18 protein-coding genes and 1 pseudogene are annotated in these 17240 nt (G+C 44.0%); 18 read left to right on the top strand and 1 reads right to left on the bottom strand.

Features of this window, described 5'->3' with window-relative positions; all coding sequences use genetic code 11:
* The first annotated feature begins 493 nt into the window (after window positions 1–493).
* The 11 genes and pseudogenes from DESPODRAFT_RS06025 to trbJ all read left to right on the top strand — a co-directional run bounded on the left by DESPODRAFT_RS06025 (window position 494) and on the right by trbJ (window position 10471).
* Entirely contained in the window at window positions 494–1675 is a 1182-nt protein-coding gene (locus tag DESPODRAFT_RS06025; protein WP_157488425.1) for a helix-turn-helix domain-containing protein, read from the top strand.
* Window positions 1659–2618: a 3'-5' exonuclease gene (locus tag DESPODRAFT_RS06030; RefSeq protein ID WP_004072200.1), complete on the top strand. Its 960-nt coding sequence runs from the start codon at window positions 1659–1661 to the stop codon at window positions 2616–2618. The genes DESPODRAFT_RS06025 and DESPODRAFT_RS06030 overlap by 17 nt, the downstream gene beginning before the upstream one ends.
* A 9-nt stretch (window positions 2619–2627) precedes the next feature.
* Window positions 2628–2975 (top strand): TraK family protein, encoded by a 348-nt coding sequence (locus tag DESPODRAFT_RS06035; RefSeq protein ID WP_004072201.1) that lies wholly within the window; start codon window positions 2628–2630, stop codon window positions 2973–2975.
* Between the two features lie 89 nt (window positions 2976–3064).
* Window positions 3065–4249, top strand: a complete 1185-nt coding sequence (locus DESPODRAFT_RS06040) for a Rha family transcriptional regulator (RefSeq protein WP_245532023.1) — start codon at window positions 3065–3067, stop codon at window positions 4247–4249.
* A gap of 10 nt (window positions 4250–4259) precedes the next feature.
* Window positions 4260–4997: a nucleotide-binding protein gene (locus DESPODRAFT_RS06045; RefSeq protein ID WP_004072203.1), complete on the top strand. Its 738-nt coding sequence runs from the start codon at window positions 4260–4262 to the stop codon at window positions 4995–4997.
* On the top strand, window positions 4994–5254 hold the full coding sequence (locus DESPODRAFT_RS06050) for a hypothetical protein (RefSeq protein ID WP_004072204.1): 261 nt from the start codon (window positions 4994–4996) through the stop codon (window positions 5252–5254). The genes DESPODRAFT_RS06045 and DESPODRAFT_RS06050 overlap by 4 nt, the downstream gene beginning before the upstream one ends.
* A 15-nt stretch (window positions 5255–5269) precedes the next feature.
* A complete protein-coding gene (locus DESPODRAFT_RS06055) occupies window positions 5270–5590 on the top strand; it encodes a TrbC/VirB2 family type IV secretion system protein (protein ID WP_004072205.1) in 321 nt (106 codons plus the stop codon).
* Window positions 5590–6378 carry a VirB3 family type IV secretion system protein gene (locus DESPODRAFT_RS06060; protein ID WP_040015860.1) on the top strand — a complete coding sequence of 263 codons (789 nt, stop codon included), beginning with the start codon at window positions 5590–5592 and terminating at the stop codon, window positions 6376–6378. Before DESPODRAFT_RS06055 ends, DESPODRAFT_RS06060 begins: the two co-directional genes overlap by 1 nt.
* A gap of 448 nt (window positions 6379–6826) precedes the next feature.
* Window positions 6827–7724 (top strand): annotated as a pseudogene (locus DESPODRAFT_RS20565) (ISAzo13 family transposase).
* 77 nt (window positions 7725–7801) lie between these two features.
* Window positions 7802–9700 (top strand): VirB4 family type IV secretion/conjugal transfer ATPase, encoded by a 1899-nt coding sequence (locus DESPODRAFT_RS06070; RefSeq protein ID WP_245532024.1) that lies wholly within the window; start codon window positions 7802–7804, stop codon window positions 9698–9700.
* An 18-nt stretch (window positions 9701–9718) separates the two neighbouring features.
* Window positions 9719–10471: a P-type conjugative transfer protein TrbJ gene (trbJ, locus tag DESPODRAFT_RS06075; RefSeq protein WP_004072206.1), complete on the top strand. Its 753-nt coding sequence runs from the start codon at window positions 9719–9721 to the stop codon at window positions 10469–10471.
* On the opposite strand, the gene DESPODRAFT_RS20265 is transcribed toward trbJ, so the two are convergent.
* Entirely contained in the window at window positions 10464–10634 is a 171-nt protein-coding gene (locus DESPODRAFT_RS20265) for a hypothetical protein (RefSeq protein ID WP_004072208.1), read from the bottom strand. The genes trbJ and DESPODRAFT_RS20265 overlap by 8 nt on opposite strands.
* A 58-nt stretch (window positions 10635–10692) precedes the next feature.
* Between DESPODRAFT_RS20265 and trbL the strand changes: the two genes are divergently transcribed.
* From trbL to DESPODRAFT_RS06110, 7 genes are read left to right on the top strand one after another with little or no spacing between them, the layout of a single operon-like run.
* The gene (gene trbL, locus DESPODRAFT_RS06080) at window positions 10693–11673 is read left to right on the top strand and encodes a P-type conjugative transfer protein TrbL (RefSeq protein ID WP_245532025.1); all 981 of its coding nucleotides are present in this window, start codon (window positions 10693–10695) and stop codon (window positions 11671–11673) included.
* Window positions 11674–12327, top strand: a complete 654-nt coding sequence (locus DESPODRAFT_RS06085; protein WP_004072212.1) for a VirB8 family type IV secretion system protein — start codon at window positions 11674–11676, stop codon at window positions 12325–12327.
* An 11-nt stretch (window positions 12328–12338) separates the two neighbouring features.
* The gene (gene trbG, locus DESPODRAFT_RS06090) at window positions 12339–13178 is read left to right on the top strand and encodes a P-type conjugative transfer protein TrbG (protein ID WP_004072214.1); all 840 of its coding nucleotides are present in this window, start codon (window positions 12339–12341) and stop codon (window positions 13176–13178) included.
* Window positions 13178–13609, top strand: a complete 432-nt coding sequence (locus tag DESPODRAFT_RS06095; RefSeq protein ID WP_004072216.1) for a conjugal transfer lipoprotein TrbH — start codon at window positions 13178–13180, stop codon at window positions 13607–13609. Before trbG ends, DESPODRAFT_RS06095 begins: the two co-directional genes overlap by 1 nt.
* Window positions 13606–14916 carry a TrbI/VirB10 family protein gene (locus DESPODRAFT_RS06100; RefSeq protein ID WP_004072218.1) on the top strand — a complete coding sequence of 437 codons (1311 nt, stop codon included), beginning with the start codon at window positions 13606–13608 and terminating at the stop codon, window positions 14914–14916. The genes DESPODRAFT_RS06095 and DESPODRAFT_RS06100 overlap by 4 nt, the downstream gene beginning before the upstream one ends.
* Window positions 14913–15092, top strand: coding sequence for a hypothetical protein (locus DESPODRAFT_RS06105; protein ID WP_004072220.1), 180 nt, complete (start codon window positions 14913–14915; stop codon window positions 15090–15092). Before DESPODRAFT_RS06100 ends, DESPODRAFT_RS06105 begins: the two co-directional genes overlap by 4 nt.
* On the top strand, window positions 15089–17239 hold the full coding sequence (locus tag DESPODRAFT_RS06110; RefSeq protein WP_004072223.1) for a DNA topoisomerase III: 2151 nt from the start codon (window positions 15089–15091) through the stop codon (window positions 17237–17239). Before DESPODRAFT_RS06105 ends, DESPODRAFT_RS06110 begins: the two co-directional genes overlap by 4 nt.
* Window position 17240 lies beyond the last annotated feature (1 nt).

The following is a 17240-nucleotide window of genomic DNA, read 5'->3' on the forward strand; positions in this document are numbered from 1 at the left end:
GCACTTAACTAAAATAATTGTTGCTTTTTGAGGAAAGCACGGTTATTAATATGTTAAGTGTGTAGGTTTAAAAGAGGATTCTTTACGGAAAAGTAAGGCACCGGCCTGCAAAGCCGTTATTCCCCGGTTCAAATCCGGGAGCCGCCTCCAACCCGACTTTAAGGGCTTAGAAGATTTCTTTCTTCTGAGCCCTTTTTTATTTGGGCTCTCCTTAAGCGGTGCTCTGGAAAAAGATACCAGATCGCCCGTCTTAACTTCTTTCTTTATTACATTACGCTCTATTATAAAATTTTTTTTATGGAGAGTGAACTTATTTTTAAAGAAAGGTAACCGCTAAAAACAAAAAAACCTCATCGGTGGGCGCCGATGAGGTCCTTCTGTAGAAGCTTGTGTCTTCTAAATTGAATAATCTCAATTTAGAAGATAACTCAAAAAAAGAGTCTTGTCAAGCAATCGGTGGAGTGTTTTGTTTTTTCGGTTAGAAAGGTGGATCTTGAATAATCTCACAATTTCGCATGGTTATGCGAATGACCTTGATTTGTGGTTTGGGAAAATAGAAAGAAAAGATGGTGGGAAAATGACAGCAGGGATCGAAAAAACGTTTAAGGCAATGGTAAGATGCGCGGTTGGTAAAGACCATACATTCGTGAATATGGGAACATTAGCCAACCGGACAAACTTCTGCTATCGAACCATTGAAAGACACGTCAAGATCCTTCAAGAATCCGGGCTAATCAAGGCCGTAAGGGAAGAAATTAACGGCTGGAAGCAGACCGTGTATTATTTTCTTGCTCATCCTGTAATTATTAAATTCAGAGAATTAAGGGCTGGTAAAACAAAACCTCGACAAAAACCGGATGAAACACCCAGTCAGGATCAGCCGGAAACGGCCCCAGAAATTGAGCCTGAAGCTGGGCAAGAATTACCAGAAGGTGACGACCTGGAGACCACCCAGGAATGTCATACCCCGGATGGAAAAAATGTCGGCAATTTGTCGGAATATACCCTAGATAGATTATATATAGATACTCCCCCTCCGTCTCCCTCAGAATCAGTCATAAATCATGGCCGCCAGGAGCCTGCAACCTGGGCAAAAGTCAGAGAGAGTATTATTGAAAAGGACCAACTAAATTTAGCCGCTAAATATCTTCCCTGCCTGGAGGCTGAAATCGAGAACGACAGTGTAATCCTGTCAGGGCCAAACAAAGTAGCATTACAAAGAATCGAAAAACATTACGGCCAAACCCTCAAAGATAATTTTTCTTTTTTTGGCGTTAAAACCCTTGTCTTTAAAGTCTATTCGGAAGAACTCCAAAGAAAAAAAGATGAAGAACAAAAGCTGCAGGATCAAATTCAACGGCAGCAGCAGAAAGAACAGCAGGAAAGGATTCTGGCTGAAAAACAGCAGCAGGAATCTGAATTAAATAACTTGCCTCTCAAAAAACAATTCGATGTGATTTTAAATCAATACCCTCGGCAAACCGGCAAATGGCAAGCCTGGATGAATTTTAAAAAACTTGTTCAGGCTGGAGAAATACCAGAAACATCAAAACTTTTACAAATCATTGGAAAAAACAAGATGTCCCAGGACTGGCAGCGTGATAATGGCCGCTGGATACCTGGGCTGTCAAAGTTTTTGAAAGAAAGACGATGGTTAGATGAAACTAATACTTAGCACAGAAAATACCGGTACGGAAAGCCAGGATCAGGTTATAGAACTGGCGATTATTGACGCAGATACAGCCCAGACACTTTTTAATCAACGGTTCAAACCATCTGTTTTTATAAAAGACCAGGCGGCATCTATGCACGGCATTACCCTTGGTGCCCTGGCAAATCTTAGGACCTGGGCAGATTACCATGATCATATTCTTGAGATTATTAAAAGTGCAGAGTCGATAATGACCTACAACTCTGATTTTGACTTTAGGTTAATGCGGCAGACAGCAGAGGCGTTTGATCGTGTCTGGCCGCAACTTGTTCCATCATGCCGGGATTTAGGGGCAGCGTATGCTGATATAGCTCAGATTGAATTCAGCGAATATTACGGTACCTGGAAATGGCAAAAATTAGAAGTGGCCTGCCGGCAGCAGGGTATTGATGTGTCTGACCTCAAAACCCACAATGCACTTGATGACTGCAGGGCAACACAACGGCTGTATAAAAAATTGCAAGCAGCTTTTGACGCATACTGGAAACCATTTGTCAAACCTCAGTCCACTTCCACTAAATATTTAGAATTTAAGGAAAATATAGAAGAAATATCACAGCTGTTTTCTCAAAGTGTGCCTATCAATCATATCCATCAAAAACTTACTCAGGCCGGTAAAATAACCATGTCATACACACATTTTACCAAGTTTTTTAAAGACTATACGGAAAGTTATGTGTTTTTAACTAAGCCTGATCTGAAACCAGGGCCGAAATCAGCCAACGATAGAGAAAACGAATTCAAGGCCAATAAACATGAAATTATTGTGCTTTTAAACAAGGGCTATTCCAAAGCCCAAATTCATAGAATGTTAAAAGCAGAAGGCAAGTGGAGTACCAGCTATGCAAATTTCACAGAAGTCTGCCGCCAGCATAACCTCAAAAAATACCATAAATTTAATAGATGAGGCGCTTAAATGAATTTAAAACCGACGTGTAAAAGTCAATATTTGGCAGTCCACACTGAAGCCAAGCAGCTGCTGGACCAGGGGTATACGAAAAAAACCGTTTTTGATTATTTTGTGGCCCAGAAAAAAATCACGATGTCATACAAAGCCTGGGTGAAAATAGTTGATAACTATGACCAGAAATCACCGTTCTCTCGAAAAAAGAAGACTTCAACAGCTCGAAAAACCATAGGGCAAAGCTTGGGTTCAAAAAAGGGAAAGTTCAGTCATTCAAACGATCCTTACCCACAAGAAACTGACTCTATTGTGGAAGAAAAAGAAAATGAAAAACCGTTTAACCTCATCAAAAAAGGGTAGTAACCATTTGTTATGATAGATTTATTTAGGATGGCTCAATTTTGAGCCCCCCTAAAATAGAGTATTTATTTTGGAGTTTAACGATGGACATGGAAATAGAGAAACAACACATCAACATTACAGAGATAAACGGGAAATTAACGGTATCTTCGATGATGGTCGCAGAACATTTCAAAAAAAGACATGATAATATTATTCGAACAATTCAACATCTTGAAATACCGGAAGATTTTAACGCCCTCAATTTTGAGGACGTTAAATATGTCGATGCAAAAGGCGAGGAACGACCAGCTTTTAATATGACCCGTGATGGTTTTGTTTTGCTTGTTATGGGTTTTACAGGCAAAAGAGCCATGGCCTGGAAAATTAAATACATTGAAGCTTTCAACGCCATGGAAAAGGCTCAAAAAGACAAATTATATTTAAAAGCCGCATTACAAATACCAATAGAAAGCGATCTGACAGTTTTATTGCCCACCGGCGAATTCGGTATTTCAAGCTGGAAACTGGCCCATGAAATTGATCAGCCTCACAACGCCTTGATAACAAAAATCCATTTTTTGGATATTCCTGCCGCATTTAAGGCAGAAAATTTTATCCCAATGGGCCATGTGGCAGATCACGGCCCAAGAGAGGATGGCTACGGGATCACCTTGGCCGGTCTTGGCATGATGGGACATCTCTTTCGCAGCCAGGTAGCCAAGGCCGCTCAATTAAAAGGATATGAACAGTTAAGGGCTGTCAATGCCCAAAAAGCCCGGGTGGAGACTGTCCAGGTACAGGCGCTCCAAAGTGTTACCCCCCGGTTCCAGCGGGCCAATGTTACTGAAAAAAAGATGCTGGCACTCAAAGGTTTAATTTCTATTTGGGCATGGATTGAAAACACCACCGCTGAAAATCTTGAAGCAGAACTATGTGCCTACATGCAGATAACAAACCTGAAAGGCATCACAACGTCAAGTTATGAAAACGCCATGGAATATATCTGGTCAGGAATACAAACACTGCAAAACGACTTTATAGATCTTTGCACTGAAGATGAATTACAGCCTTTAAGGGGGCTGTTTGATTTCATGGCTTATTACGAGGAGAGGATAAGCTATGAGTTTTTATTCAACAAATTCAAAAAAGAACACCGGTTTGAAGATTTTACCAAAGTTTCCAAAAAGGATTTTCAAAAAATCATAATGTTAGCTTGGGGCACCATGTATGCCATGTGCCTTGGCGATAAAGCCGGATGCTGCAAAGCAAGCTGCATCCATAACCAATTATAAAGGGGAAAAAATGGCATCTATAAATATGATTCTGCAGGGTAAGGGCGGTGTTGGGAAAAGTTTTACAGCCAGCCTGTTAAGTCAATATCTGGTTGACAGAGACCAGTTACTGGCATGTTTGGACGCTGATCCGGTTAATGCAACCCTGACAGCCTATGAAGCATTAAAGGCGACCAAAATAGAAATCATGGAAGGTGATTCTATTAACAGCCGGTTATTTGACACGATGATAGAAAAATTACTCCAGTTGCCGGATGAGGCATTCGCTGTTGTTGACAGCGGCGCCAGCACATTTGTCCCCCTGGCTGCGTACATGTCGGAAAACAATGTTGCCGATTTCCTGAAAGAGAGCGGCCACACCCTGACATTGCATACCTTGATCACCGGCGGCCAGGCCGAAGGTGATACCATCCAGGGCCTTGCATCTTTGATGGACGGTTTTCCGGACACCCCTATAACCATATGGGTCAACCCTTTCTTCGGCCAAATTGACTTTAAAAATCACAAACTGGAAAAGGCCAACCGGAATCAGGGCGGCACCACCATTGTTCTGCCCACGTATAAAAAAGAAACCTTTGGCTATGATTTAGAGCTGATGCTCAAGTCCCGCCTGACATTTGCCCAGGCATTCAATTCCGGCAAATTTAACGTCATGGCTAAACAGCGGCTTAAAATAGCCAGGGATGAAATCTGGAACATCCTGGATGAATCCGGCCTGATCATTGAGGCCCAGGAACCGCAGGAATGAAAGACAAAATCCAGGCAGAAATAGCCAGAAGGCACAACATGACAGTCTGTGACAATGATCCTGTCTGGATCGTTGCAACTGTGTGTGAATTTATGGCCGAAGAATACTCACGAAAACTTTCTGACCAGCAAGACATTCTTGCAGAAGAATTCAAAGTAAAAATCAAGGAGGTGAACAAAAAAAACAACACGCTGAATATATTGATCGCCGTGCTTTTCGGCATCATTATCGGTCTGTCCATTCAATTGATTATTTGAAGAGGAGTTTTAGAAATGAAGAAATATTTACCGTTACTTGTACCCACCTTTATTTTTTTTGGCGTTATCATCTTTGTTGATTCTGCTTTTGCATCAACAATTTCGGAATTTGAAACACCGGCTGAAACCTTGATGGAAACTTTACGCGGGCCGTGGGCCAAATCCGTTGCAATACTGATGATCCTGGCGGCTGCTTTTGTAATGTGGTTTAAGAAAGACGACTTGGACGGCATGACAAAGGGGTTCCTGGTGGTGGTCTGTATCATATCTGTGCTGGCCCTGGCGGAACCGATCATTGATACGCTGTTCACATTCGGCACTGGAGCATTAATATAATGCGAAGGATAGCCATACATCGTTCATTACATCGTGCAGACCTGATCATGGGCATCGAACGGGATTTGCTTTTCCCCATTGGTATCGCCGCCGGCGTGCTGATGGTATCCAGCGGCAATCGCCCCTGGCAGATACTGATTGGTCTGATCATTCTGTCGGGCGGGTTTGCCCTGGCCAGGAAAGCAAATAAAAAAGAGCCGATCCTTTCAAAGGTGTTCCGGCAGCATATACGGCATAAAAAATTCTACCCGGCCAAAGACAGCCCAAAGTTGCCCCATAAATCTATCCATTACAATGCCATGAGCAGAAAAGAAAAGGGCCTGCAAAGTCTTTTGCAGTATGCGGTGATGGCAGATAATGGGATTATCCTTTGTAAAAACGGTTCGTTCCTGGTGGGCTATGAAATAACTACCAGGGACACGGCCAGTTCAACCGATACAGACCTTGAAACCTTCTCAAGTTCTATATCCGCATCTTTAAAAAATTTAGGCGATGGTTTCACCCTGCACTTTGACTGTATCCGGAGCCCGGAAGATTATTATCCTGATAAAGATGAAAATCATTTCCCTGACAAGATCACCAGAGCCATTGATGATGAAAGGCGGATATATTTTAAAAAGGGTAAGCATTTTCGCACCACTCATTATCTTTTTATCACCTGGAAACCGGATATATCAGCGCAGAAAATGGATTCCTTTTTATATTCAGAAGAAAAGGACGACCGCCAGAGAAAAAAGGGGGATGATGCCGGTGTTAAGGACCAAGGATTTAATAATTTCCGAATATGATCTCATGTATCTCCTCTACTGTCTTAGTAGTTATGCAAAAAAACAGCACTTCAAATTTTTGGAATGTTTAAAAAATATACAGATAGTGGTTGTGGACAGACTATAAATTCAGTATTCATATTCGATTATGACGATACAAACTTACTCTCCAGAGATAGAAGCGCAAATGCGTGATTTTTATAATAGCCTATCAGAAAAAGATCGGCGTCGTTATGCTGCCATTGAAACCTCAAAATTAGGACATGGCGGTGCGAGCTATATGCGTAGGCTTTTCGGTTGTGATGATCGCACCATTCGTCGGGGGCAACAGGAGTTGGGGGCGAGTATATCCGGTGAAGCCCAACGCATTCGGAAGATAGGTGGAGGACGCAAATCACTCTTGGCAACGACTCAAGGATTGGATGATGCATTTTTAGAAGTAATAAAAAACCATACCGCTGGTTCTCCAATGGATGAGACTATAAAATGGACCAATCTATCTCGTCCTGCCATCGCTGAAAAACTTAAAGAACACAATTTTCCAGTGAGTGTTACCGTGGTTGATCAATTACTGGAAAAGCATCATTTCCATTCCCGCCAAGCATTTAAATCAGAGGCAGGCAAAAAAAACATTCCCCAACGAGATGAACAATTTAAAAATATTCAGCGACTTAATCAAAAATATCATGAAGAGGGCCATCCCGTGTTAAGTATGGATGTAAAAAAAAGAATTGATTGGGAATTTTTTTCGTTCAGGAAAGCTTTATACACAAGAACCTATTCGTGTAAATGATCACGATTTTGTCTCAAATTCAGACGGCAAAGTGGCCCCTCATGGACTATATGACATCTATCGGAATATTGGTTATGTCACTTTGACCACAAGCCATGATACTTCTGAATTTGCCTGCGAGTGTATTCGGCGGTGGTGGTTAACTTACGGAAAATATGATTATTCCGGATCTAATTCGTTATTGTTACTTTGTGATTGTGGGGGAAGCAATAATGCTCGTTATTATATTTTCAAAGAAGATTTGCAAAAATTGTCGGATGAATTAAAAATCAAAATTCGTATTGCTCATTTTCCACCGTACACATCAAAGTATAACCCCATTGAACATCGATTGTTCCCGCATATCACAAGGGCATGTAAAGGTGTTATTTTTAAGAGTATCGAAATCGTTAATGATTTCGTAGCAAAAACAAAAACATCTACGGGGTTGAAGGTTTTTACGTCTATCCTTGATAAAAATTTTAAAACTGGTCGTAAAGTAGCGGACGATTTTAAAAAAAATATGAGAATTCAGTTTGATGAATATTTACCGCAATGGAACTATGTTGCTCTTCCTACGGCAATTAGCATTTAGGATGTTATTAAATCCGCATTCCTAAGGCGTTAAAAACCTTTCAAAACAATCTGGTCGAAATCGAGGACAGGCTCTCGTTGTCTTTTCAACTTCGGAAACTCAAGGATACACTCCTCCAAAATGGCATATATTCAGAACTTTTAGAAATTATCAACTTTATTATCACAGGGGAACGCCACAAAATAAAATTGCCGGAGATCCCTATGTATCTTGATTATCTTTTATCCTCTCAAGATATCACCGGCGGCATAGTCCCAAAAATTGCGGATAAATATATAAGCGTCGTTGCCATTGACGGTTTTCCGGCAGAATCTTACCCAATGATGCTGTCTGGTTTAGATTGTTTATCCATACCCTACCGGTTTAACACCCGTTATATCTGTATGGATCAATGGACAGCCTTGCAGCAGATAGAAAATTACAGGAAGGGCTGGTCTCAAAAAATCATTGGTTTTTTTGACAAGCTTTTCAATAACGCCAAAGCAAAACCAAACAAAGATGCCGCTCTGATGGCTGAAGATGCGGAGGAAGCATATTTAATTAATCAATCCGGATTTGTCGGGTTCGGTTATTTTTCCGGGAACATCATTCTGCTAAATGAAGATAAACAGTTGCTGCAGACGCAAACCAGGGATATCCGGAAAGTGGTTTTATCCCAAGGCTTTGCAGCCAGGATAGAAACCCTTAACGCCCTGGAAGGCTGGCTTGGTACTCATCCGGCAAACAATTATTCCAACCTGCGCCGCATTATTTTGCACAGTCTGAATCTTGCTGACATCTTACCATTGTCAACAATATATGCCGGATCTGCTACCGCTCCCTGTCCTTTTTATCCGTCAGGATCTCCGCCGCTTATGTATGCCGCCACAGATGGCGCAACCCCTTTCCGGTTGAACCTGCATATAGGAGATTTAGGTCATACCCTGATTTTTGGCCCTACGGGTGCGGGTAAATCCGTTTTGTTGGCCATGATAGCCGCTCAATTCCGGCGTTATAAGGAAGCGTGTATTTTCGCATTTGATAAGGGCTTGTCAATGTTTCCCCTGGTCTCTGCCGCAGGCGGCACCCATTATCACATTGCCGGCGATGACAGCCAACTTGCTTTTTGCCCTTTAAAATACATTGATACAGATGCAGAGCAGGCATGGGCTGAAGATTGGATCACCACCCTGGCCACCCTGCAAAAAGTTGATATCAAGCCCGAACACCGAACAGCTATACATGACGCTGTTACACAAATCAGGAACTCTCCGGATCAGCACCGCACATTAAGCAACCTGTATCATTATATCCAACACCAGGAACTCAAAGAGGCGATTCAGCATTATACAAATCAGGGAGCCATGGGCAAACTCCTTGATGCGCCTGCCGATTCCATGATCCTGGAAAAGTACACGGTGTTTGAAATTGAAGAGTTAATGAATCTTGGTGAAGAGAACTTAATCCCAGTGCTTTTGTATATTTTTCACCGCATTGAAAAAGCATTTAAAGGGCAGCCAAGCATACTGATCCTGGATGAAGCCTGGATTATGTTGGGGCATCCTGTTTTTCAGCGAAAAATCCGGGAATGGTTAAAAGTGCTCAGAAAGGCGAATTGTGCAGTTGTCCTTGCCACACAAAGCCTTTCTGATGCCAAAAACTCAGGTATTTTAGATGTGTTGTCGGAAAGCTGCCCAACCAAAATATTTTTACCAAACCAGGATGCAGAAAAAGACACTCAAAAAGTCCTCTATCAAGGGCTGGGCCTCAATTCCACCCAGGTTAAAATCATCGCGCAGGCCCGGCCAAAACGTGAATATTACGTGACATCTTCGCAGGGTTGCCGCCTGATCAACTTGTCTTTATCCCCCCTGGCCCTGTCATTTGCCGGAGCATCAGGCAAAGAAGATATCACCGCAATTAAGAATTTAATAAATGAGTACGGCCCTGAATGGCCGACACAATGGCTGCATGCCAGAAGTATTAAAAAAGTCTAAAATTTAAGGAGCATTAAAATGAAAAACAGAATCCAAACCACAATCGCTTTATTGTCCGTCATTGCCTTTGTCAATGTGTCTATGGCCGGGATACCCGTTACTTGTGTGAATTGTTCAACGAGTTTTACGCAGGCACTTGAGTATGTCAAGGATATTGAACAAATGCTCGAATCTATCAAGCGGTACACCGAATTAGTAAAGCAGACAGAGAACGCCATTACAAACACTATAAACCTGCCGAACGACCTGCTTTCAAATCTTCAATCTCAAATCAGGGTAGCGGTTGCCAATGTGAGCCGTTTGAACTCTTACAAGGCCGATATGGGAGCGTTACTGACAATTTTCACTGAAACCTGGCCGGAATTACAGGACCTCAAAATAGATGACATATTAATGCAGGATCGAATTCAAATGCAGTTAGATCAGTTTTCAAAAGCCTCTGAGAAAATTGACAATGTTTTACAGTCTAATTTTCAGTTTACCGGCCAGCAGTTACAAGACCTCCAGGATTCAGGGGAGTTTGACAGCTATTTAGATGACCTGTTGTCTACCAAGGAAGGCAGACAGCAGGCAATTGAAGCCGGTAACCAGATCAACGCCCTCACTGTCCATGAAATGAGACAGACAAGGGCTCTGCTGGCTAATTATGTTCAGGCTCAAACTGCGGCTTTGGCTCAAGAACACAATGCTGCAAAGCTTGAGGATGCTGATTTGCAGCAGGAAATGGAAATAGGAGTGGAGCGAGGGAATGTATTACAATTACCTAATTAGGTAATTCCAGAACGTTTTTTCTGTTTACACCCACTTTTTTCTCTTGTGCTTCGATTTTTTTCCACTCGGGTTCAGAGTCACCGGATACAACGAAATAAACGCCAATACTGATACTAATGGCGACAACAATGGAGATGGTCAGGATGATCAAATTTTTAGACATAAAGAAGACTCCAGTTAAAATTTGTCTTTATTTTTTGATAATAGCAGGTTTTTTGTTTTTGTTCAAAAATTTAGCAATCGCTGCTGATGTTAATCAAGATATTATAGATAGAATTGTAAATAAATATCTAATCATGGGCTCTACCTGGGGTGAAAACATCAAAAGCCATGCCTTGTGGTTACTCAAATGGCTGCTCGTCATTCAACTTGTCGTAATGGCCGTAAAGCTTGGGTTTAAACAATCCACATTACAAGATGTTATTGAGGATCTTGTAATGACAGCAATTTTTGGCGGTATCTTTTGGGCTCTCATTATAAAAGGCCAGGCTTGGGGGGTTGATCTAATTAAAGGCATGATAAATATGGCGGAAGATGTTGCAGGTTCCGGTTCCACTCCTGACGAAGCGTTTTTCGCCAAAATTTTCACCGATATTTTGGACGTGTCTAATAATATGATGTATTCCTGGAACCCCATATTTGTCCCTGCTCTTTGTCTGTGCTCCATCTGCAGTGCTGCCTGCGGTGCTTTTATCTATGGCATGTATTTGGTCATTCTTTGCGAATCTTACATAGCTTTAAATCTCGGCATTTTTATTTTGGGTTTTGGCGGGTTTAGATACACCAGGGGCTTTGCCACCGGTTTTTTAAAATACGCCCTGAGCGTAGGCCTTAAATTATTCGTAATCCGGTGTCTGCTATATATCCTGGGCTCATTCATGGCAGATATGGTGCTGTTCACCTTCAAAAGCTTTACAGAAACCCTTGTTATCACGGCCTGTTTTTTCATCCTGGCGTTTCTCATCAAAGTTCTGCCCGACACAATAGCTAAAATGGTGACGCTGCACAGCGGCAGCAGTGCCGGAGCTATTACCGGAGCCATGGCAGCAGGTGCTGGCATGGCGGCGGGTGCGGCCTCCATGGGCGTCGGTGCCGCCGCCGGTGCTGCCGGTGGCGGCGGCATGGCCGGTGCACTCAGTGGAGCCAGGAGCGGTGCATTGGAAGCCATAGCAAAAGCCGTAAAACCCAAAGAGGAGAAATAAATGTCAAAAGAAATTCAAAACCATTATCTCGCCGGTCGGCAGGCCTGGGCTGAAGTGTTCGGATCTTTCATCCAGGAAAGAAATCTTTGGCGGCTGGTCGCCCTGCTTGTTTCCATTGTCGCTATTCTGCTTGGTGCCGGCAATATCATACAGCTGAGGCAACAAAAAGTGATCCCGTACATGGTTGAGGTTGACCGGGCCGGGCGGATCAGCGGCGGACAGATGGCCAAAAAGCTTGAGACCAGCCAGGAAATCATTCAATACAGCCTGGGCCAGTTTATCACGGCCTGGCGGACGGTCACGGCTGATATTGCCCTGCAGGAAAAATACATAAAGCAATCCAGTTTTATGTCAATTGGGGCTGCAAAAAGAATCCTGGCGAAATGGTATGCAGACAATAATCCATACATCTCCAGCGAAAAAAAATTGGTCGAAGTGCGGATTATGGCCTTGCCTCTGTATGTCAGCGGCGAAACCTGGCTGGTCGAATGGACAGAAATAGAGCGAACCCATAAAGGTGTTGAGCGCTCCCGGACGACTTTTCAGGCAAACCTTATCATCAAGCGTAAGCTTCCTGAAACACAGCAGGAAATCATCAATAATGCCAGCGGCATATATGTGTCAGAAATCAGTCACAGCAAAAAAATACAGTAGGAGCTTAAAACATGAAAAAACTTGCAACAATCACAATCGCACTATTCGTTGCGGGTTTGGCAACATGCCGGGCTGCGGATTTCGTAAGCCCCGTATCGGCCAAATTGGACGGCAAAGAAAGAAAACCTTTAACCCTGCAGTCAAGATGGCAAAGAAACACCCTGGACCCTATCACCACCCGAAACGGCATGACCTGTTTTGTTTATGGCCATTCTAATCCAACCATCATTGTTACCCCTTATAAAGTGGCTGATTTGCAGCTGCAGCCCGGAGAGTTGATTAATTCCATGGTCCTGGGCGATAACGCACGATGGTACGCAGAAATCGTATTTTCCGGCAGCGGCGATATAAGCACCAGTCACGTTGTTTTCAAAGCCCTGGATTCCGGGCTCACCACCACAGCCGTGATCACCACTGACCGGCGGGTGTATCATATCAATCTAAAATCTGACCGTAAAAAACACATGCTGTATACAGGCTTCATCTATCCCCAGGATCGTATAGCAATCACCAAAGCTGCCCGGGAAAAAGAAATCAAAGAAAAACAGAAAAGGACGACTGCTGAAGGCTTTGATATTGCCGAATTAAATTTTGAGTATGAAATATCCGGGGATGTCGGCTGGAAACCTCTGCAGGTTTTTGACAACGGCGTTAAAACGTATATCAAGCTACCCAAACTGCAGGAAATGCCAATGTTCATGGTTAAAACCACTGCGGGTAAAGGCCTTGTAAACTACCGGGTAAAAAATAACTGCTTTATTGTGGACCGGATTTTTGACCAGGCCTATTTAATCGCAGGTGTTGGCAAGGATAAGGAAGAACTAACCCTGACCAGGCTGGAGGCGAAATAATGAAAACGCTTACCAGACTGATTCTTCTTTTTTTTATGGCGTTAAACTGTTTTTCCTGCACCCACATTGCCCCTAAAGAATCATGGGTATTGAGTGACTCTAAGCCGCCATTACAGCTTTGTGATGTAATCATCAGCCGCCTGATTTTGCAATATCCACCGGCAAAAACCACGATAACGCTTCTTAAAAGCGGCAATGAAACGTTTGACCAACTGATTGAAAAACAGGCCAGACGAGCCGGTTATATAATCAGCCAGGCCCAAAGCGAACGCGCTGTAAAGATAAGCTATGTCATTGACATGTTATCGCAAAACCCCGGCACCGGATACTTTCACCTTAAAAGCAGTGATGGATTCAGTTTCAGCCAGATGTTCCGTCTGCCTGGATATGAGCTTGCAGACACGTATACCCAAATCGAGGTTAACAAATGAGCGCCCCACGAGGACTGCAAAGGCCAGGCGTAATGACAACCGTATTGAGCAAAAAGCCTATATTCTTGCTGATGCTGTTCATTGCCATCATCGTATTGCTGCTGCTGTTTTCAATCTTTGATGAAGGCAAACGAAAAAAGAACAACAGTGGCCAGGATCAGGAAACCCTGTTGATAGAGCCGCAGCAGTCATCCGTATCAACTGATGAAGAAGGGCTTAATCTGCCCAAGGCACCTAAAAAACGTAAAGGCCTTGCTTCTGAATCCGATATAAGCACCCTGAAAAAAAAGGAAGATCAAAAGACGTTCGAACCTATTCAGGTTGTACCTGCAACTCCCGCGCCCCAGGACCCTGTAAAAGCTGCTTTGGACAAGCAGCGGCAAAAACAGCTTGTCACTGTACGGCAGTACCGATTTGAAAAACAACGCCAGGCGTTAGAGTCCAACCTGGTTGCTTACAAAAAAAATGCCTCAATGGTTATCAGCACCTCTGCCGGTGTTTCTGATCACACTGGCCGGCAATCGGGATCTTCAGCAAGATTGGCATCGTTAAACAGTGAGCTTGCAAACGCAAAAGCAAGGATTGGCCTTGGAGGGGTCGGTTCACAATCCACAGCATCGGTAACAACGAAAACCGGTTTATCCATATTGGCAAATCAAACCCAAGGCAATGATGGTTCAATGTGGGATAACGGTTATTCCATGGATCAAGACACCAATGCGTTATCCATTAAAACCGGGTCCATTATCCCTGTGGTGCTTATCACCGGGATTGATTCAACGTTGCCCGGCTATATCAGCGGCCAGGTAAGTCAAAATGTATGGGACACCGCAACCGGATATAACCTGCTCATCCCCCAAGGCACCAAAGTCTTTGGCCAATATCAGAACAATATCATTATGGGCCAGGAAAGGGTGTTTGTCGTCTGGCAGCGGTTAATATTTCCGGATGGCCGGGCAATGACCTTGAATGATATGCCCGGTGGGGATCAGCTGGGTTTTACCGGTCTGAAAGACAAGGTGAATAATCACTATTTCAGGATTTACGGCCATGCCCTGCTAATGAGCCTTGTCACCGGCGGTACCGCTTATGCCCTTAACACCCTGGACAGTAATAACAACGAAAAAACAACGCTGAATGAATCATTGGGGACGGCCTTTGCCGACCAGATGGGCCGGACAACCATGGGCCTGCTTGAAAAACACATGAATATGTCCCCCACTTTAATCATCCGACCCGGTTATCGTCTGAACATCATAGCGGTTAAAGATTTAGCGTTCAGCGAACCGTATGAAGGCAAATTATGAAAATTGATAAAAAATCCTGGCAAGAAGGCTATGAGGCAGGACTCCGGCACCAGGACCCCCAACCGGAAAACACAGACGTTTTAAGCTGGCATGCCGGGTTTCTTGAAGGGCAGGCAGAGGCAGAAAAAATGAAAGTCAAAATACACAAGGAACAATTAAGGAGAAAGACACCATGAGACTTTTCATAGCAGAAAAACCATCCCTTGGCCGGGCGATTGCCGCTGGCCTGGGGGATGTCGAAAAAAGGAACGGTTATATAGAATGCGGCCAAAATGTCGTTACCTGGTGCTTTGGCCATCTGCTGGAAATGAATCAACCCGAAGCATACGACGAAAGGTACAAGGTCTGGAAAAAAGAAGATCTGCCCATTTTGCCAAACTTCTTTCAAACGTCTGTCAGAAAAGATGCTGCAGCACAAATGAAAATTATAGGTAAACTGCTTCGGGACGCTGAAAGCGTAGTCAACGCAGGAGATCCAGACAGAGAAGGTCAACTGCTTGTTGACGAGGTATTGGAATACCACGACTATACCGGTTCTTGCGAACGTATCTGGCTTGCTGCCCTGGATGACAAATCAGTCAAAAAAGCCCTGGCATCCATGACAGGCAACAATGATTATACCGGCCTGCGTGATGCGGCCCGGGCCAGATCACAGGCAGACTGGCTGGTGGGCATGAACTGCACCCGGGCCATGACCCTCAAAGGCCGTGATGCCGGCAGCCAGGGCGTGTTATCCCTTGGCCGGGTCCAGACCCCGACCCTTGCCCTGGTGGTCAACCGGGACCTGGTTATCGAGAACTTTAAACCCCACCCGTATTTCACCCTTCATGTTGAAATCCTTCATGAAGCAGGTACGTTTACCGGCACGTTTCAGCCGCTTGACATACAAAAAGGGCTGGATGACCAGGGCCGCTTAATCAGTCCTGATGAAGCCTACCGGATCAAAAAAGAAGTGAGTGGCCAGCCGGGTAAAATTCTTGAAGCCCACAAAGAGAAAAAGAAAAAGAATCCGCCATTACCGCATTGCCTGTCCTCTTTACAAAAAGCAGCATCGTCAAAGCTTGGCATGGGAGCAAAACAAGTGCTTGATGTGGCCCAGGCCCTTTATGAAAAAAAGCTGACCACATATCCCCGTTCTGATTGCCGGTATCTGCCGGAAGAACAATTCGATGAAGCCGGCAGTGTACTTACAGCCCTGTCAAATCTGCCCGGGCTTGAACAACTTGCTGAAAATACGGACAGCTCCATCAAAAGCGCCGCATACAATACGAAAAAAGTAACTGCCCATCATGCCATTATTCCCACGGGTGAAATTCCTTCAAACCTGTCAGCAGATGAATCTGCCCTGTACCGCATGATCGCCCAAAGCTTTTGCATCCAGTTTTATGCAGCCATGGAGTTTGAAGCACAGAAAATTTTGACCGGCATAAATCATACGGTCTGGAAATCAACAGGCAGAAAGATATTGAATCCCGGCTGGACAGCTTTCATCAAAGAACAAGACGATGAAAGCGCAAGTAATCAAGTTTTGCCCCAGGTACACCAGGACGACGATATAACCGCAGCCCAGGTTGATATTAAATCCCAAAAAACCAAACCGCCTGCAAGGTTTACCGAAGGTACGCTTATTGAGGCCATGGCCAATGTCCATAAGTTTATTGAAGACACCGAAGCTAAGAAAACCCTGAAAGAAAATGAAGGCATCGGAACTGAAGCGACCCGGGCCGGGATCATTGAAACATTAAAAGCCCGTCAGCTGATTGAACTCCAGCAAAAGAACATCATTTCCACTGATCTTGGCCGGCAGCTGGTCAAAATGGCTCCTGGCGTCCTCACAGATCCAGTGACAACGGCACAATGGGAATCCAGGTTATCAGCCATCGCTGAGGGTAAAGAGAGCCTGTCCGGGTTTATGACAGATCAAACCATCCAGGTCCCGGAACTTGTCAAAGCAATATTTGCCCTTCAATTGAAACCTTTGCCGGGAACCCATCTTTGCCCGGAATGCGGCCAACCCTTACGCAGGCAAAAAAGCAAAAAAGGGTCGTGGTATTGGGGGTGTTTCAACCAGGAGGGGCATGCCAAACCTGTATTCCTCAATGATAAAAACGGCAAGCCGGATTTAACGCCAAAGAAAAAAATAGAATTATCAGAACACAAGTGCCAGGCCTGCGGCAAACCGCTTGTTAAACGGGAATCAAAGAAAAAAGGCAAAGGAGGCAAGACAAATTTTTGGTGGGGGTGCTCCGGCTTCCCTGAATGCAGGCAAACGTATTTTGACGATAACGGCAAGCCCCGGTTTAAAGATAAAAAAGGAGAATAAA

It is taken from the genome of Desulfobacter postgatei 2ac9 (genome assembly GCF_000233695.2).
In the GTDB taxonomy this organism is placed as follows: domain Bacteria; phylum Desulfobacterota; class Desulfobacteria; order Desulfobacterales; family Desulfobacteraceae; genus Desulfobacter; species Desulfobacter postgatei.

Excerpts from the sequence above, each read along its gene's own strand:
- trbJ (WP_004072206.1), top strand. The coding sequence starts at position 9,719 with ATGAAAAACAGAATCCAAACCACAATCGCTTTATTGTCCGTCATTGCC.
- DESPODRAFT_RS06050 (WP_004072204.1), top strand. The coding sequence starts at position 4,994 with ATGAAAGACAAAATCCAGGCAGAAATAGCCAGAAGGCACAACATGACA.
- DESPODRAFT_RS06095 (WP_004072216.1), top strand. The coding sequence starts at position 13,178 with ATGAAAACGCTTACCAGACTGATTCTTCTTTTTTTTATGGCGTTAAAC.
- DESPODRAFT_RS06040 (WP_245532023.1), top strand. The coding sequence starts at position 3,065 with ATGGAAATAGAGAAACAACACATCAACATTACAGAGATAAACGGGAAA.
- DESPODRAFT_RS06055 (WP_004072205.1), top strand. The coding sequence starts at position 5,270 with ATGAAGAAATATTTACCGTTACTTGTACCCACCTTTATTTTTTTTGGC.
- trbG (WP_004072214.1), top strand. The coding sequence starts at position 12,339 with ATGAAAAAACTTGCAACAATCACAATCGCACTATTCGTTGCGGGTTTG.
- DESPODRAFT_RS06110 (WP_004072223.1), top strand. The coding sequence starts at position 15,089 with ATGAGACTTTTCATAGCAGAAAAACCATCCCTTGGCCGGGCGATTGCC.
- DESPODRAFT_RS06035 (WP_004072201.1), top strand. The coding sequence starts at position 2,628 with ATGAATTTAAAACCGACGTGTAAAAGTCAATATTTGGCAGTCCACACT.
- DESPODRAFT_RS06030 (WP_004072200.1), top strand. The coding sequence starts at position 1,659 with ATGAAACTAATACTTAGCACAGAAAATACCGGTACGGAAAGCCAGGAT.
- DESPODRAFT_RS06100 (WP_004072218.1), top strand. The coding sequence starts at position 13,606 with ATGAGCGCCCCACGAGGACTGCAAAGGCCAGGCGTAATGACAACCGTA.
- DESPODRAFT_RS06045 (WP_004072203.1), top strand. The coding sequence starts at position 4,260 with ATGGCATCTATAAATATGATTCTGCAGGGTAAGGGCGGTGTTGGGAAA.
- DESPODRAFT_RS06085 (WP_004072212.1), top strand. The coding sequence starts at position 11,674 with ATGTCAAAAGAAATTCAAAACCATTATCTCGCCGGTCGGCAGGCCTGG.
- DESPODRAFT_RS20265 (WP_004072208.1), bottom strand. The coding sequence starts at position 10,634 with ATGTCTAAAAATTTGATCATCCTGACCATCTCCATTGTTGTCGCCATT.
- DESPODRAFT_RS06060 (WP_040015860.1), top strand. The coding sequence starts at position 5,590 with ATGCGAAGGATAGCCATACATCGTTCATTACATCGTGCAGACCTGATC.
- DESPODRAFT_RS06105 (WP_004072220.1), top strand. The coding sequence starts at position 14,913 with ATGAAAATTGATAAAAAATCCTGGCAAGAAGGCTATGAGGCAGGACTC.